General features: G+C 71.2%; 13 protein-coding genes. 3 read left to right on the forward strand and 10 right to left on the reverse strand.

Annotation, left to right across the window (positions count from 1 at the left end; all coding sequences use genetic code 11):
• Nucleotides 1-8: 8 nt before the first annotated feature.
• Nucleotides 9-650: a GTP cyclohydrolase II gene (locus tag FHU35_RS02800; RefSeq protein ID WP_145736396.1), complete on the forward strand. Its 642-nt coding sequence runs from the start codon at nt 9-11 to the stop codon at nt 648-650.
• Here the strand turns inward: FHU35_RS02800 and FHU35_RS02805 are convergent, their stop codons facing one another.
• From FHU35_RS02805 to FHU35_RS02840, 8 genes are all read right to left on the reverse strand, one after another.
• The gene (locus FHU35_RS02805) at nt 651-2,126 is read right to left on the reverse strand and encodes an MFS transporter (RefSeq protein ID WP_145736398.1); all 1,476 of its coding nucleotides are present in this window, start codon (nt 2,124-2,126) and stop codon (nt 651-653) included.
• A gap of 155 nt (nt 2,127-2,281) precedes the next feature.
• The gene (locus FHU35_RS02810; RefSeq protein ID WP_145736400.1) at nt 2,282-3,772 is read right to left on the reverse strand and encodes an arylsulfotransferase family protein; all 1,491 of its coding nucleotides are present in this window, start codon (nt 3,770-3,772) and stop codon (nt 2,282-2,284) included.
• An 86-nt stretch (nt 3,773-3,858) separates the two neighbouring features.
• Nucleotides 3,859-4,515, reverse strand: coding sequence for a sulfotransferase family protein (locus tag FHU35_RS02815; RefSeq protein WP_145736402.1), 657 nt, complete (start codon nt 4,513-4,515; stop codon nt 3,859-3,861).
• Between the two features lie 33 nt (nt 4,516-4,548).
• Complete coding sequence (locus FHU35_RS02820) at nt 4,549-5,817, reverse strand: sulfate adenylyltransferase subunit 1 (RefSeq protein ID WP_145736403.1); 1,269 nt, start codon at nt 5,815-5,817, stop codon at nt 4,549-4,551.
• Entirely contained in the window at nt 5,817-6,722 is a 906-nt protein-coding gene (gene cysD / locus FHU35_RS02825; protein WP_145736405.1) for a sulfate adenylyltransferase subunit CysD, read from the reverse strand. The genes FHU35_RS02820 and cysD overlap by 1 nt, the downstream gene beginning before the upstream one ends.
• On the reverse strand, nt 6,719-8,350 hold the full coding sequence (locus tag FHU35_RS30290) for a TSUP family transporter (protein WP_342788486.1): 1,632 nt from the start codon (nt 8,348-8,350) through the stop codon (nt 6,719-6,721). The genes cysD and FHU35_RS30290 overlap by 4 nt, the downstream gene beginning before the upstream one ends.
• Nucleotides 8,335-9,834 (reverse strand): adenylyl-sulfate kinase, encoded by a 1,500-nt coding sequence (cysC, locus tag FHU35_RS02835; protein ID WP_246110037.1) that lies wholly within the window; start codon nt 9,832-9,834, stop codon nt 8,335-8,337. The genes FHU35_RS30290 and cysC overlap by 16 nt, the downstream gene beginning before the upstream one ends.
• Nucleotides 9,835-10,289: 455 nt before the next feature.
• A complete protein-coding gene (locus FHU35_RS02840) occupies nt 10,290-11,225 on the reverse strand; it encodes a nitroreductase family protein (RefSeq protein ID WP_186459231.1) in 936 nt (311 codons plus the stop codon).
• 193 nt (nt 11,226-11,418) lie between these two features.
• On the opposite strand from FHU35_RS02840, the gene FHU35_RS02845 reads away from it, so the two are divergent.
• Nucleotides 11,419-11,817 carry a DoxX family protein gene (locus tag FHU35_RS02845; protein ID WP_145736408.1) on the forward strand — a complete coding sequence of 133 codons (399 nt, stop codon included), beginning with the start codon at nt 11,419-11,421 and terminating at the stop codon, nt 11,815-11,817.
• Between the two features lie 7 nt (nt 11,818-11,824).
• Here FHU35_RS02845 and FHU35_RS02850 read toward each other — a convergent pair whose 3' ends face one another.
• The gene (locus tag FHU35_RS02850) at nt 11,825-13,045 is read right to left on the reverse strand and encodes a cytochrome P450 (RefSeq protein ID WP_145736410.1); all 1,221 of its coding nucleotides are present in this window, start codon (nt 13,043-13,045) and stop codon (nt 11,825-11,827) included.
• A gap of 126 nt (nt 13,046-13,171) precedes the next feature.
• On the opposite strand from FHU35_RS02850, the gene FHU35_RS02855 reads away from it, so the two are divergent.
• Complete coding sequence (locus FHU35_RS02855; protein ID WP_145736412.1) at nt 13,172-14,050, forward strand: alpha/beta fold hydrolase; 879 nt, start codon at nt 13,172-13,174, stop codon at nt 14,048-14,050.
• On the opposite strand, the gene FHU35_RS02860 is transcribed toward FHU35_RS02855, so the two are convergent.
• Nucleotides 14,001-15,128 (reverse strand): methyltransferase, encoded by a 1,128-nt coding sequence (locus FHU35_RS02860; protein ID WP_145736414.1) that lies wholly within the window; start codon nt 15,126-15,128, stop codon nt 14,001-14,003. The two genes, FHU35_RS02855 and FHU35_RS02860, sit on opposite strands and share 50 nt — an antisense overlap.
• Nucleotides 15,129-15,354: the final 226 nt, after the last annotated feature.

Raw genomic sequence — 15,354 nt, forward strand, 5'->3', positions numbered from 1 at the left:
GGGGTCGCATGCGCGAGCGAGCGAGTCGGGACATCATCGCGGAAGGGGACGTCGCCGAGTCGCGGTTGGCGACGCGGCGAGGCCCGTTCCGCGCCTTGGCGTTCCGCGACCCGGTCGACGGATTCGAGCACATGGCGCTGGTCTTCGGCTCCGCGACGAGCGAGGACGTCCTGGTGCGGGTCCACTCGGAGTGCCTGACCGGCGACGTGTTCGGGGCGCTGCGCTGCGAGTGCGGTGACCAGCTCGACCTCGCGCTGGATCGGATCGTCGAGGAGGGCCGCGGCGTGCTGGTCTACCTGCGCGGTCACGAGGGACGCGGGATCGGCCTGGTGGCGAAGGTGCGCACCCAGGTGCTGCAGGACTCGCGCGGGCTGGACACCGTGGACTCGGCGACGACGCTGGGCTATCCCGTCGACACCCGCGACTACGGTCCCGCGGCGAGGGTGCTCCGGCATCTTGGGGTGCGCTCGGTCCGGCTGCTGTCGAACAACCCGGACAAGTCGCGCGGGTTGGAGCGCTCCGGAGTCACGGTCGTGGAACGGGTTCCGCTGCTCGCCCCGGCGCACGAGCACAACCTCGACTACCTCACCGCCAAGCGCGACCGCCTCGCCCACGACCTGCCGCACATCGACGCGCACGCCCTGGACTGATCAGCGCGCCCGCCAGGGGCCGCCGCGCGCCAGCGACAGCACGAGCCCGGACAGCGCGGCCAGACCCATCGCTCCGGCGGCCACCGCGAAACCCAGCCGCACGGTGCTGTCGTCGGCGTTCGCGGCGTAGGAGGCGACGCCCGAGGATCCGAGCCAGCTGGTCAGGATCAGCAGCGCCACCGCGGTCCCGGCCGCTTGAGCGCTGTTGAACAGCATCGAGCGGATCCCGTTGGCCACCGCGCGCCGGTCGCTGCTGACACCGGCCATGATCGAGCCGGTGTTCGGGGCGGTGAACAGACCGGTTCCACCACCGATGAGCCCCAGCCACAGAGTCATGAGCAGCAGCGGCGCTCCCGCGGTCGCCAGCTGACCGGCGAGGCCGACGATGCCGAGCACGACCAGCACCGCACCGAGGCTCGACAGGGTGCGCGCCGACCAGCGGGACGACAGCCGGCCGCTCAACGGCGCGCACAGCATCATCAGCAGCGCCAGCGGCATCACGATGAACCCGGCCTCCAGCGCCGTGCGGTGCTCCACCATCTGCTGGTGCAGGCCGACCAGGACCACGACGCCCGCGCGGCAGAAGGAGTTGAAGAACGCGGCCCCGTAGGCCTGTCCGCGGCCGGGGCGGCGCACCAGCTGGAAGTCCAGCAGCGGAGCCGAGATCCGCAGCTCCACCAGCACGAACGCCACGAGCAGCGCGATTCCGAGCAGGATCGCCGTCCACACCCGCGGGTCGGCCGCGCCCCACGGGCCGATGCGGTTGATGCCGAACAGCAGCACGGCCAGCCCGGTGCTGGACAACGCCGCTCCCGCGACGTCGAAGCGCTCTTCGGGCCCGCGAGTGCGCGACAGCTTCGGCAGGAGCCTCGCGCCCAGCGCCACGGCCAGGATCCCGATGGGAACGTTGACCAGGAACAGCGCTTGCCAGCCGACGAAGGTGACCAGCAGTCCGCCCAGAGCCGGACCGATCATCTGCGCGATGGACGCGGCGGTGATGTTCAGGCTGAGGCCGCGCACCAGCCGGTCGGACGGGAAGACGTCGGTGAGGATCGCGGTGGTGTTGGTGACGGTGGTGGCGGCCGCGATGCCCTGCAGCGCGCGCAGCACGATCAGCGCGGTGGCGTTCGGCGCGAAGGCGCACAGCAGGCTGATCGTGGTGAAGCAGACCAGACCGGCGAGGTAGATCGTCCGCCGCCCCAGCATGTCGGAGATCCGGCTGAACACCAGGATGGACGCGGTGTTGCTGAGCATGAACGCCACCAGGAACCAGTCGGCCGTGGCAGCCGGGACCTGGAAGGAGGCCGACAGCGCGGGCAGCGCCAGGTTCAGCGACGTGGTGTTGACCAGCACCAGCATCAACCCGAGCGTGGTGACCCCGAGCGCCCGGCGACACCGGCGGCGAACCTCCCGCTCGTCCTCCGCGGCTGGAACCGCCGCATCGCTCCCACTCGCGTCCTGCGCGCGCCTGGTCACGATCAGCACTCCTTAGCGTCTAAAACATCCTAACCTCCCTTCCCTTCCTGCTGGTCACGATGTCTCCTTCCTCACCAAGTCCCAGTTTTAGTCCAAACTGAGCAGACATTTCGGGCACGAAAGCCGCCCAATTAGGACTAAAACTGGGAACTGCCTCACGCCACAGCAACCGCAGCGGACCTGCCGAGGACCGTTCCGCCCGTGTCGAGGGCTTCGACCGCTACGAAGGCTTGGGGGCCTTGGACGTCGATCTTGGTTTCGAAGCCGGACTTGGGGGCGTCGAGGACCGGGGCGAGGTTCTGGTCGTCCGGGCCTGCCAGGACTCGCCAGGTGGCCACCTCCGTGGCGCCGTTCCAGCTGGCGTAGACGCTGGTCACGCCGTCGCCGGGTTGCCCGGCCACCGCGGGGGAATCGGTCGGTTTGCCGACCCACTGCGCGCGGTAGGCGCGGTAGGAGCCCATCGACTCCGCGAAGCGGCCGTGGAACAGCACCTCGTCGTTCGGGCCGAACTCGGTGAAGTACGGCTTGCCGCCCCAGCCGACGAACATGTGCCCGTTGGCCAGCATCTGGGCGTTGCCCTGGTTGGGCGCCAGCAGACCCTCCGGGCTCTCGGCGCTGCGCAGCAACGTCGCCGTCTTCGCCGACTCGTCGACCTGCAACGTCATGCCGCGCGACTTGCCACGACCGGCCGCGTCGGCGTTGTCGAACAGGCTGAGCGAACCGTCCGCGTGCCGGCGGACGTCGTGCTGCCAGGCGAACGCCGCGTCGTCACCCATCGCGAAGTCGCTCTTGCTCCCGCACAGCCGCCACTTCACGTCCCCGCTCTTGCGATCGATGCGGTAGACGGCGTGCGTGCAGCGAGCGGAGATCAGCACGGCGTCGCCGTCCTCGCAGATGGAGTTGAGGTGGATGTAGTCGTGGAACTGCTCGGGGTCCTTCGGCACCGGGAAGAACGTCTCGTCCAGGCCCACGTGCTCCAGACTGTTCCACTCGAAGACCAGCTCGCCGGAGGCGATGTCGATCTCCTGCACCACGCCTTCCAGCACCTTCGAGTTCGGTTGCCCGCCCACCGGCGTCGTGTCGACGCGGACCTCGCGGTAGGCCAGCAGCAGGGCCGTGCCCTGCGGCGTGATGATGAACTCGTGCAGGTCACCGGTCAGGCCGTTGACCGGGGCGACCTCGGCGATCCGGGTGTAGGTCTCGTCGAGGACCACGAACGTGCCGTGACCGAACCCGGGCGGCACCACGACGGAGCCCTCCCAGAACGTCAGGACCGGTTTCCCCTGGTACTGCTGGACCTTCAGGTCGAACTGCACACCGTCGGTCGCCGGCCCGAACCAGACCGCCTGCCCGGTGTCGTCCATGAGCATCGAACCCGGCTGGATCGGCGCGCGGGGTGCGGGCGCGCTCGCGTCCATCGTGCTCGCGCCCGTGGGCGTGAGCAGCACGTACCCCGGCTCGGTACCCGCCGCCGGGGTGATGATCTCCATCAGCGGCGGGTGCAGGTCGGGGCGGCTGACCAGGTCGGCACCCAGCGTGCCGGCGCGGGGCGCGGCCTGCGCCGTGCCCGACAGCGCTGCGGGGACCAGCGGTGCTGCGGCGAGCAGCCGCAGCACCGATCTGCGGTCCAACTTGTTGGCGGACATGGGTCTCCTCGAAGAGGCTCGAAACGCAAGGATGTGTGGCCAGTGCGGAAGTGGGGGAAGTTTTCATGAAAACTTCCCCGTTTCCCTCAGGCTTCGAACGGCGAGGAGTACTTGCCCTCGCGCTGGGTCTGCTCGACCAGGTCGCGGATCGAGCCGGAGTCGTTGACGTGCGGGAACCCCTGCTCGGGAACAGGGACGTCGAGGAACTCGCACAGCCGGTCCCAGCCCTCGCCGACCTTGTAGACCAGCAGCCGGTCCGCAGGGACGGCCTCCTGGACCGCGGCGTTGTGGTCCTCGAAGACCTTGATGGCGTGCTCCCGGTCCTCGAAGCGGCCGTCGAAGGTGCCGTTCCAAATCATCCGCTCTATGGTCGGCCGCATCTGGGTGCTGAACGCGTCGTCGGCCGGCGGCTCCTTGACGAACTGGTAGATCGTGTTGAAAACGCTGTCGTACCAGCGCTCCGGGTCGCGGACGGTGAGCAGCACCTTGGCGTCCGGGTAGAAGTCCATGAGCTCGCGCCAGAAGGTGCAGCCCGGCCAGTCCACGGTGGACTCGAATCCGCCGAGCACCGTCTCCCAGTCGTCGACCGCTCCGTCGAGCGCGCGGTCCCAGTCCTTCGCCCGCTCGGGTTGGGCGATGACCTCGAACATGTGGTAGCACGGCGCGAAACCGAGGTGCTCCAGCGCCGCCTTCATCGACGCGGTACCGGTCCGGCCGAACCCGGCCCCGATGATCTTGACCATTCTTTGCTCCTTCGTCGTGCTGTTCCCGGTCTGTCAGTGCGCTTCGCGGATCAGGACCGCGCCGACCGTCGCGTGGCTGGACTCGTCGATGAGCACCGCGCCACCGGTGAACCTGTTGCGCTCGTAGGGATCGCAGAACACCGGCTGCGCCAGGCGGATCGCGACCTCGCCGATGTCGTTGAGCTCCAACGACTCCGCGGGTCCGCGTTCCAGCGTCGTGACGTCGAGCCGTTCGCGGACCTCGGTGACGATCGCCTTGACCACCCGGGTGGTGTGCTTGAGCAGCACCCGGGTTCCCGGGGTCAGCGCGGACTTCGGCGACATCCAGCACACCGTCGCGGTCAGCTCCTCAGCGGCGACCGGCGGCTGCCCGACCGCGCAGAGCACGTCGCCCCGGCCGACGTCGATGTCCTCGGCCAGCCGCAGCGCGACCGACTGCGGTGCCCGGCCCCGGTCCAGCTCGCCGTCGGCGGTGTCGACCGCGTCGACGCGGCTGCGCATCCCGGAGGGCAGGTGCAGCACCTCCTCGCCGGGCGCGATCGAGCCGCCCGCGATCTGACCGGCGTAACCCCGGTAGTCCTCGTCCTGCGCGCGGATCGCGTACTGCACGGGCAGCCGGAACGGGCCGGTCTCGTCGGTGACCTCGACCTGCTCCAGGTGTTCCAGCAGCGACGGTCCCTCGTACCAGGGCATCGTCACCGAGCGGTCCACCACGTTGTCACCGCGCAGCGCCGAGATCGGGATGGCGGTGACGTCCTGGAGGTTCAGACGCTCGGTGAACGCGGCGAACTCCGCGGTGATGGAGTGGAAGGCGGATTCGTCGTAGCCGACCAGGTCCATCTTGTTGACCGCCAGCACCAGCCGGGGCACCCGCAGCAGACCGGCCAGCACTGCGTGCCTGCGGCTCTGCTCGGTCAGCCCGTTGCGGGCGTCGACCAGCACGATCGCCAGGTCGGCGGTGGAGGCACCGGTGACCATGTTGCGGGTGTACTGGGCGTGGCCGGGGGTGTCGGCGATGATGAACGCGCGCCGGGCCGTCTCGAAGTAGCGGTGCGCGACGTCGATGGTGATGCCCTGCTCGCGCTCGGCCCGCAGGCCGTCGGTGAGCATCGCCAGGTCCAGCTGCTCGTCGCCGCGCTCCTTGCTGGCCACCTCCAGCTGTTCGAGCTGGTCGGCCAGCAGCGACTTGGAGTCGTGCAGCAGCCGCCCGATCAGCGTGCTCTTGCCGTCGTCGACAGCACCGGCCGTGGCGAAGCGCAGCAGGCTGTCGGCCGGGGCGAAGACCGGTTCGGTGGTGGTCATCAGAAGTATCCCTCCCGCTTGCGGTCCTCCATCGCCGCCGCGCTGGTGCGGTCGTCGGCGCGGGTCTGGCCGCGCTCGGAGATCCTGGTCGCGGCGATCTCGGCGATCACCTCGGACACCGTGACCGCAGCGGACTCGACGGCACCGGTGCAGGTCATGTCGCCGACGGTGCGGAACCGCACGGACCGCTCGATCAGCGGCTCCTCGGCACCGCGCGGCAGGAAGGGGTTGTCGGCGAGCAACATCCCGTCGCGCTCGAACACCTTGCGGTTGTGCGCGAAGTACAGCGACGGCAGCTCGACGTCCTCGTGGTCGATGTAGGTCCAGACGTCGCGCTCGGTCCAGTTCGACAGCGGGAAGGCGCGCACGTTCTCGCCCGGGTGGATCATGCCGTTGTAGAGGTTCCACAGCTCCGGCCGCTGGTTTCGCGGATCCCACTGGCCGAAGGCGTCGCGGAAGGACAGCATGCGCTCCTTGGCTCGGGCGCGTTCCTCGTCCCTGCGGGCCCCGCCGAACAGCGCGTCGAAGCGGTGCTGCGCGATGGCTTCCAGCAGCGACGCCGTCTGCAGCCGGTTCCGGCTGACCGATCCCTCGGGTTCGGTGGTGCGCCCGGCGTCGATGGACTCCTGCACCGACCCGACCACGAGTCGCACGCCGAGCTCGGCGACGCGGCGGTCCCGGAAGTCCAGGACCTCCTCGAAGTTGTGGCCGGTGTCGACGTGCAGCACGGGGAACGGGATCGGCGCCGGGGCGAAGGCCTTCTCGGCGAGCTTGAGCAGCACCGCGGAGTCCTTGCCACCGGAGAACAGCAGCGCGGGACGGTCGCTCTCGGCGACGACCTCTCGGATCAGGTGCACCGCCTCGGATTCCAGCACGTCCAGACGGGACAGTCCGGCGGGCATCATCGACTCCTCTCCAACGGGTCGGGCAGAGCGGCGAGCAGGTCCACGGCCAGCTCGCGGCGGCAGACCAGCAGGTCCGGCAGCCACGGGTCGGGGCGGTCGTAGACGAGTTCGGTGCCGTCGAGCCGGCTGGTGTGCAGTCCGGCGGCCTGCGCGATCCCGACCGGGGCGGCGCTGTCCCACTCGTACTGCCCGCCGGCGTGCAGGTAGGCGTCGACGTCACCGAGGACCACGGCGGTGATCTTCGCGCCCGCGGACCCCATCGGGACGAGCTCGGCGCCGATCTCCTCGGCGATCTGCGCGACGAACTCCGGCGGCCTGCTGCGGCTGACCGCGATGCGCGGGCGCACCAGGCCGTGCGTGGGTTGCGCCGGCGGCTCTCCGGTGCCGAGCACGACGTCCTGGGCCGGGAGGGCGACGGCGGAGGCGATGACCCGGTGGCCTTCCGCGAGGGCGACGTGCACCGCCCAGTCGGAGCGGCCGGCTTCGGTGAACTCGCGCGTCCCGTCGAGCGGATCGACGATCCACACCCGCTCCCCCGCAACCCGTTCCGGTCCGGCGATGCCGTGCTCGGACAGCACCGGATCCCCCGGGCGCTCCTGCGCGAGCGCGTCGACGAGCAGCTCGTGGGCCGCCGCGTCGCCCGCGTCGCCGAGCGCGCGGGGCTCCAAGTCGGACCCTTCGCGCACCTCGAGCAGGCGTTGCCCCGCCCGTCGTGCCAGCCGCACGGCCAACTCGTGGTCGTCGCTCACCCCACTACCTCCCTTTCGATCATTCGCGGCGGGCGCCCGCCGCGACGAAATCGCGCTGCGCAGCAGTGGAATCACCGCGCCGAACAGCACCACCAGCAGTCCTGCCGAGACTCCCGGGAGGACGTCGCTGCCGAGCATCATCAGCCCGGTGGTCACCAGCATGCCGCCGAGCAGCAGCCGGACCGGCCGGTCCGGGACCTTGGCCGAGATCAGCGAGCCCACCAGCACACCGGGGATCGAACCGGTCAGCAGCGAGCCGACCAGTCCGATGTGGACGTCACCGGCGAACAGGTGCCCGATCGCCGAGACCAGCACCAGCGGCACGGCCTGGACGAGATCGGTGCCGACCAGCCGCGCCGAGCTCAGCCCCCGGTTGAGCAGCAGCAGGACCACGATGATGATCGAGCCGGAGCCCACCGAGGTCGTGCCCACCACGAGTCCGGCCACCGCGCCGAGCAGCACGGTGGGAACGGGGCTGGCCCGGGTGCCGTCCGATGTGGAGGGACGATGGGACAGCAGCATCCGGGCGAACAGCGTGATCGCGGCCAGCAGCACCGCGCCGCCGACGACCTCCTTGAGCACCGATTCGGCGCCGCTGCCCAGCGATCCGGCCAGCAGCGACCCGACCGCAGCGCACGGCAGCGAACCGAGGCACAACCAGCCGACGAGCTTCGGCTGCACCGTTCGGCGCCGCAGGTGCACCGCGGCGCCCAGCGGCTTCATCACCGCCGAGGCCACCAGGTCCGAGGACACCGCGGCCAGCGGCGGCACGCCGAAGACCAGCGTCAGCAGCGGCATGGTCAGCGCTCCGCCACCCATGCCGGTCACGCCCACCATCAAGCCGGTGAGCAGTCCGGTCCCCGCTACACCGAAGTCCACGACCGCACCCAGCCCCGCTCGCGCAACAGCGCGACGACGCGCTCCACCGCCTCGTCCTGCGACAGCTCCGAGGTGTCCAGCGCGAGATCCGCGTCGTCGGGGACCTCGTAAGGCGCCGAGACACCGGTGAACTCCGGCAGCGACCCGCTGCGCGCCTTCCGGTAGAGGCCCTTGCGGTCCCGGCGCTCGCACTCGCCCAGCGGTGTCGCGACGTGGACCAGCACGAATCCCCCCGCATCGCGCACCATTCGGCCCACCGCCTCGCGGTCGGCGTGGTACGGCGCGATGGGAGCGCAGATGGCCGCACCGCCGTGCCGCGTGACCTCAGCGGCGACGTAACCGATGCGGCGGACGTTGCGACTGCGGTCCTCGGCGGAGAAGCCCAGCCCCTCGCACAGGGTCCGGCGCACCACGTCGCCGTCGAGCAGCGTCACCGCGCGGTGGTCGTGGCGGCTGAGCTCGTCGCGCAGCGCTCGGGCCAGCGTCGACTTCCCCGCCCCGGACAGGCCGGTGAACAGCACCGTGAACCCGCGCGCGGTCAGCGGGGGGTGCAACCTGCGCTGCTGCTCGGCGATCTCGGGCGTGGTGAACCAGTCGGGCAGCTCGGAGCCGCTGTCGAGCAGTGCGCGCAGCCCCTCGTCGCTGAGCCCGGGCCTGCGCTCGGTGGGTGCGACCTGAGCGGCGGGACGCCACTGGTCCGCGCGATCGCGGACCAGTTCGGGGGGTTCGAGCACGTGGAGCGGAGCCTGTTCGAGGGGACCGTCCGCGATCAGGTGGGTGGCACCGTACGCGGCCGCGACGTGCGCGGCGAGCAGGGCGTCGCGCTTCGGATCGGCGCGACGCACCAGCGGGACCGGGATGATCGTGGTGCCCTCGGGCAATTCCGGGCGAGCCGCCAGCACCGACTGCACCAGCGCTTCCGGGCGCGGGCCCGCCATCCGCGGCAGCACCAGCACCTGCGCGTCGAGCTCCGCGGACAGCTGGCGGATCTGGGCGAGCTCGCGGTGGTGCAGCGGCGCCTCGGGCAGCACGGCGAGCACCTCGCGCGACGGGAGCTCCGCGCGGACCTGGCAGGCGGGCGGGCGAATCTTGCGCAGCACTCCGACGGGTTCCTCGGCGGCCACCACCGGGCCCGCCGGGTGCCACCCGGACCCGTCGCACCAGGGCTCGTCGTTGCGGACGACCGCGACCGGGGCGCCCTCGACATCGCGCAGCTCGATCTCCTCGGCCGCCGCGACCTCGGCGGGCACGGTCAGCATGACCGGCTCGGGCCACGGCACGTCGTCACCGAGCTGCTGCCTGGTGCGCACCGACTCGACGTCGGCGGCGGAGAGGAAACCGCGCAGCGGCCGGAAAGCACCGTCCAGAAGCAGTTCCACATCGGACAGTTCGGCGGGCTCGGGAACCCAGATCGCGCGGCGCTGCGGACCGGTGGGGACGTCCGTTGACCCGCTCGGGTCGGGATCCGTTCCGTTCGCGCTCACAGGCACCTCTGTCCTCTGATCGAGGGACGAACCGGTCCATCCCGTGGGACATCTGGATCCATACGGTGACCGACCGCCCCCACCCGGAGAAGCCCGCTGACGATTACTCGCCAGTTCTGATTTTTCCCACGGGCAGGAACGGTTTCACGCCAGAACAGAGGGCACAACCAGACAAAGTGCGCCGCCCTGGCGGACAACCGAACCAGGGCGGCACCAGCGCACGGACCAACACCGCACGGCACTCAGCGGACGTTAAGCGCAGGGCACCTCGCGTTAACGTGACGGGCGAACTTTCCCAGTTTTCCCGAAGAGGCGGAGGAAATCCGCGAACGCCGCCGGACCGCGCAGCGCGTGCGCAGGAACGACGGGCCCAACACCGGAATTCAGGCGTGTGGGCGGATCGAGTCCGCGCAGCAGGTGCTCACGCCACCGAGCGACCGAGTCTGCAGGAGTCCTCAGGCAGGGTAGCCGAAGCGCATGATCGCCTGCGGGATCAGCGAGGTGCCCAGGCGTTCGGCGAGGCCCGTGCGGATCTCCAGCATGTGCAGGGGCTGCGTCATCATCGACACCGCGAGACCGGAGCTGGTCGCCTCCAGCCACGCCCGCTCGACGGCCTGGCCCACGCGCACGTGGTCCTCGGCGCGGTCGCCTCGGGTGCCCACCAGCAGCACCGATTCATCGTGGAGGAGCCGCGCCAGGACCTGCTCGTCGGGCAGGTGCGTGCTCGGCGCCGTCAGCCCCACTGCGGCGAGGCCGCGGAGCTCACCGGACTCGCTCCTGAGGCTCCGGCCCTCCGGCGTCACCCACCCGGTCAGCTCGCGGTCGTACTCGACGTCGGCGTGGAAGGCGCCTGCCGATCGCCCCAGCATCCGGCTCACCTCGAGCGCTTCGGCCTCGGACTTGATCCAGCGCCCGCCGCAGCGGTGGCCCGCGGCAGCGTCCCAGATCTTCTCCCGGAGCAGCTCCGGCACCCGCTTGCGGGCGAACGGCGCGCGGTGGCTGTGGCGCTCGGCGATGGCGCGCGCCCAGGCCGCTTCCCGCGGGCTCGGCGCGTCCGGGTCACCCGCGTTGACGGCCGCGGAGACCAGGCCGCCGGCGGCCCCGACCTCGACCTGCGCGCTGAACCCCAGGCTCCGCACCGCCAACACCAGGTTCGTCAACGCCGCACCGCAGGAGATGCGCTGGTCACGGCCCTGCGGGTCGTGCTGCATCCGCGCGGCCGGGTCCTCCCGGAGCACCGCCGCGCGCTGGCGCAACGTCAGGGACCACGGGCGGCTGTTGTGCACCGACGGAGCTCGCCAGACCGCCGCGTCGAGCTCCGCGGCCTCTCCGGGAGACCACTCGGCCCCCTGCGTTCGAACGTCCGTCCGGGTCACCTGTGCGACGACCATCTGATCCCTCCCCGTGGTTCCGCCCTGCTCAGGGCGAGGTGGCCACCAGGCGCACCGCACCCGAGCCGACATCGAGACTCCCGGTCACCGCGGGGGCCGCACAGGGGCCAAAGTCCCGGTCGCCCCGGCGCCCGAGCGGGAGTGTGACCTATCTCGTCCACCGCACCGCGCCGCGGTGAACTACGTTCGCTCCATGACCTCACGCTCGGTGCCACTGGACCTCCCGATCGCCGGACTCGCCGGGCTGTTCGCAGCCTCCGGCACGTTGCACCTGGTCAAGCCGCAGGTATTCGAGCCGCTGATCCCGTCGGCGCTGCCCGCTGCCCGCAAGGTCGTGAAGGTCTCCGGCGTCGCCGAACTGGTGTGCGCCGCGGGGCTGCTGCACCCGCGCACCCGGCGGGCCTCCGGGCTCGCCAGCGCCGCGCTCCTGGTCGGGGTCTTCCCCGGCAACGTCAAGATGAGCGCGGACGCGGGCAAGCGCGCTGAGCGCAAGCGCGACCCGAAGTCGGCGGCGTTCTTCGCGGGCACCCTCGCCCGCCTGCCGCTGCAGTGGCCGATGATCCGCACCGCGCTCCGAGCCGGGGGACGCTGAGCGGCACTCAGAACGCGCAGGGCAGTTCCAGGACGCCGTTGACGAAGCTGGCGCGCTGCCGCACCGGCTCCGCGGTGGCGTGGATGTCCGGCACCCGGATGAACAGCTCCCGCAGCATCAGGCTGATCTCGCGGCGCGCCAGGTGCGCGCCGAGGCAGAAGTGCGGCCCGCGCGAGCCGAAACCGAGGTGCGGGTTCGGGTTCCGCATGATGTTGAACCGGTACGGGTCGACGAACACGGTCTCGTCCCGGTTGGCCGACACGTAGTACATGATCAGCCGGTCGCCTTCCCGGTAGGCGTGACCGAGGAGCTCGGTGTCGCGGGCCACCGTGCGCCGCATCCAGTTCACCGGGGTCGCGTAGCGGATCACCTCCTCGATCGCCGCGGGCATCCGCTCGTCGAGGTCGGCGAGCAGCAGGTCCCGCTGCTCCGGGTGGTCGGTGAACAGCGTGAGCGCGTGCGACAGGGCGTTGCGGGTGGTCTCGTTGCCCGCGACGACCAGCAGCACGAAGAACTTGCCCAGGTCGGCGTCGCTGAGCGCTTCACCGCTGACGTCACCGGCGACCATCGCCGTGATGATGTCGTCGGCGGGCTTCTCGCGGCGGTGGCGGGCGAGCTCGCGCATCAGCTCGTGCAGGAACCGCGCGTTGTCGGCCAGCACCGCGCTCCTCGGCTTGCCGCCGGGGTCCTGGTGATCCGGGTCGCCGAGGGCCCCGATGAGCGCGTTGGTCGCCTCGACGACCTCGGGCCGGACGGAGTCCGGCACGCCCATCATCCGGCACACGATCTCCAGCGGCATGGGCATCGCGACCTCGGCGACGAAATCGCACGGGCCTCGCAGCACCAGCGAGTCGACGATCTCGGTGGCCAGCGTGCTGACGTCCTCGGCGGCCTTGGAGATCATCCGCGGCGTGAAGGCGCGGGCGACGATGCGGCGCAGCTGCGCGTGTCTCGGGTCGTCCAGGCTCAGCATCGACCCGAGCAGCGCGGCCACCTCCGGCGGTGGGTCGTCGAGGCCCACCGCGATGGGCTCCGAGCTGAACAGCTGCGGGTTGCGGCTCGCCTCGGCGATCTGGTCGTACCGGGTGATCGCGTAGAACCCCGGGCCGTCCTCGCGCGGGCAGAACACCGGCTCGTCGGCGGCCCGCAGCGCGGCGAACGTCTTGTCCCACTCGCGCCGGGGCCTCGCCCAGAAGTCGAGGTCGGAAAGGTCGATGGTGGTGGTCATCCTGTTCTCCCCAAGTCGATCACCGACGCTAGGAGGAGGCGCTTGCACCCGGCTTTCACCAGCGGAACCGATCCATCACCGCCACGGGTGTTCTCGGGTGCTCGCAGTCGATTAGCGTCGCGGTTCATGACGCCGCGCGAGCACACCGTCTCCCTCCCGACGCACGACGCCGGAGTGCTGGAGTGGGGCCCGGCCGACGGTCAGCTCCTGGTGGCGCTGCACGGTTTTCCGGACACCGCGTGGACCTGGCGCGCGGTCGCACCGGCGCTCGCCGAAGCCGGGTACCGGGTGGCCGCACCGTTCCTGCGCGGGTACGCCCCGACCGAGATCCCGCTGGACGGCGACTACGCGGTGAGCGCGCTCGCCGACGACGCCAAGGCCCTGCACGAACGCCTCGGCGGCGACTCCTCCACCGCGCTGATCGGTCATGATTGGGGCGCGATCGCCGCGGGTGCGCTCGCGGCCGACCCGTCCTCGCCCTACGCGCGGGTGGCGCTGCTCGCGGTGCCGCCGCTGGCCTGGATGAACCCGACGTCGGCGACGGCCAGGACCTGGATCTCCGCGCTGGTCAGGCAGCCCGCGCACTCCTGGTACATGGCCTACAACCAGCTCCCTGGCTTGGCCGAGCGGCACTTCACCTGGCTGACCCGGAGGCTGTGGCGCGCGTGGTCACCGGGCTACGACGCCACCGAGGACCTCGCCCATCTGGCGCGAGCGGTCCCCGACCGGGCACGGGCGAAGGCGGTCGTCTCCTACTACCGGGCGCTCGCCTCGCGGGGCAGCCGAGCGGCGACCGCCGAGCCCCGCAGTCCGCTGCTCTACCTCCACGGCGACCGGGACGGGGCCATCGACCCGCGCTTCTTCCCGGCGGTGGAGAGCCGGATCTTCCCTCCCTCGCGCGCCGCCCTGGTGCGCGGGGCCGGGCATTTCGCGCACCTGGAGAAGCCGGCCGAGGTCAGCGGTCACCTGCTGGAGTTCCTGCGCGAAGCCGCCACAGCGAGGTGATCTCGTCCCGCCGTGCCCGGTGCAGCGGGTCCGCCGGGTCCGAGGCGCGGGGATGGCTCGGCTCGGTGTCGTAGCGGGCCTCCACGCTCAACCCCGCGCCTGCGATGCGTTCCAGCAGTTCGGCTCTCGTGCGCAGCCCGAGCCGCTCGGCGAGGTCGGAGAGCACCAGCCAGCCCTCCCCTCCCGGGTTGAGGTGGTCGGCGAGTCCCGCGATGAACTGGTGCAGCATCCCGGATTCGTCGTCGTAGACGCCGAGCTCCAGGGCCGACGTCGGCCGGGAGGGGATCCACGGCGGGTTGCACACGACGACGTCGGCGCGTCCGCTCGGCCACAGGTCGGCGGCCTGGACCGTCACCCGCTCGGCGAGGCCGAGGCGGTCGATGTTCGCCCGGGCGCACGCCACGGCTCGCGGGTTGATGTCGGTGGCCACCACTCGAGCTCCGCGCTGCCCGAGAACCGCTGCGAGCACGCCGGTTCCGGTTCCGAGGTCGAAGGCCACGGGGCTCGGCCCCGGCAGCGGCGCTTCGGCGACCAGGTCGACGTACTCGCCGCGGACGGGTGCGAAAACGCCGTAGTCCGGGTGGATCCGCGCGCCGAGCGCGGGGACCTCGACTCCCCTGTCGTGCCACTGCTGCGCGCTGAGCACTCCCAGCAGCTCCTGCAGGGACACGCACAGCGGTTCGCCGGTGGCGGGACCGTAGGCGTTCAGGCACGCTTCGCGGACGTCCGGCGCGCGCGGGAGCGACAGGGCGTGGTCCTCGTCCAGCAGCACCAGCACCCGGCCCAGCAGTTGCGAGCGGGCCGCGCGCGCGGCGCGGTGGGCGTGGAACTGCTCGGTGATGTCGCCTTCCGCAGCGGGTCGGCGGAGCCGCCGGTCCAGGTCCTGCACGAGTCGGCGGGCGACGTGGAAATCCCCGCGCCACAGCATGGCCACGCCCGACTCGGCGGTGCGCTGGGCGGCTCGGGCCGTGGTGCGGTCGTCGACGACCACCACGGTGCGCGGGACCGGTGCCGAGTTCTCGGAGTGCCAGCGCGCGAAGTGCGACGATCCGTTCTCGGACCAGTTGATCGTGGCCAAGGCCTGCTCCAGCGGACGACGAAGGGCTCCTCGGGTCGGGGCAGCGCCACACCGCTGGAATGCGTCGGAGATCGCGACCGAATCCCTCGTCGAGTCGGCCAATCGTCCCACACCCGTCTGGACGTTGGGCCAGACGATCGAGATTCGTGCGCTGTTCGTGTGGCAATAACGGGAAAAGGGCCGGAACGCAGGGAGAATCGACACCGCTGCCGGGTGTCGCGCGTGG

The organism is Saccharopolyspora dendranthemae (genome assembly GCF_007829955.1).
Taxonomy (GTDB): Bacteria; Actinomycetota; Actinomycetes; order Mycobacteriales; family Pseudonocardiaceae; genus Saccharopolyspora; species Saccharopolyspora dendranthemae.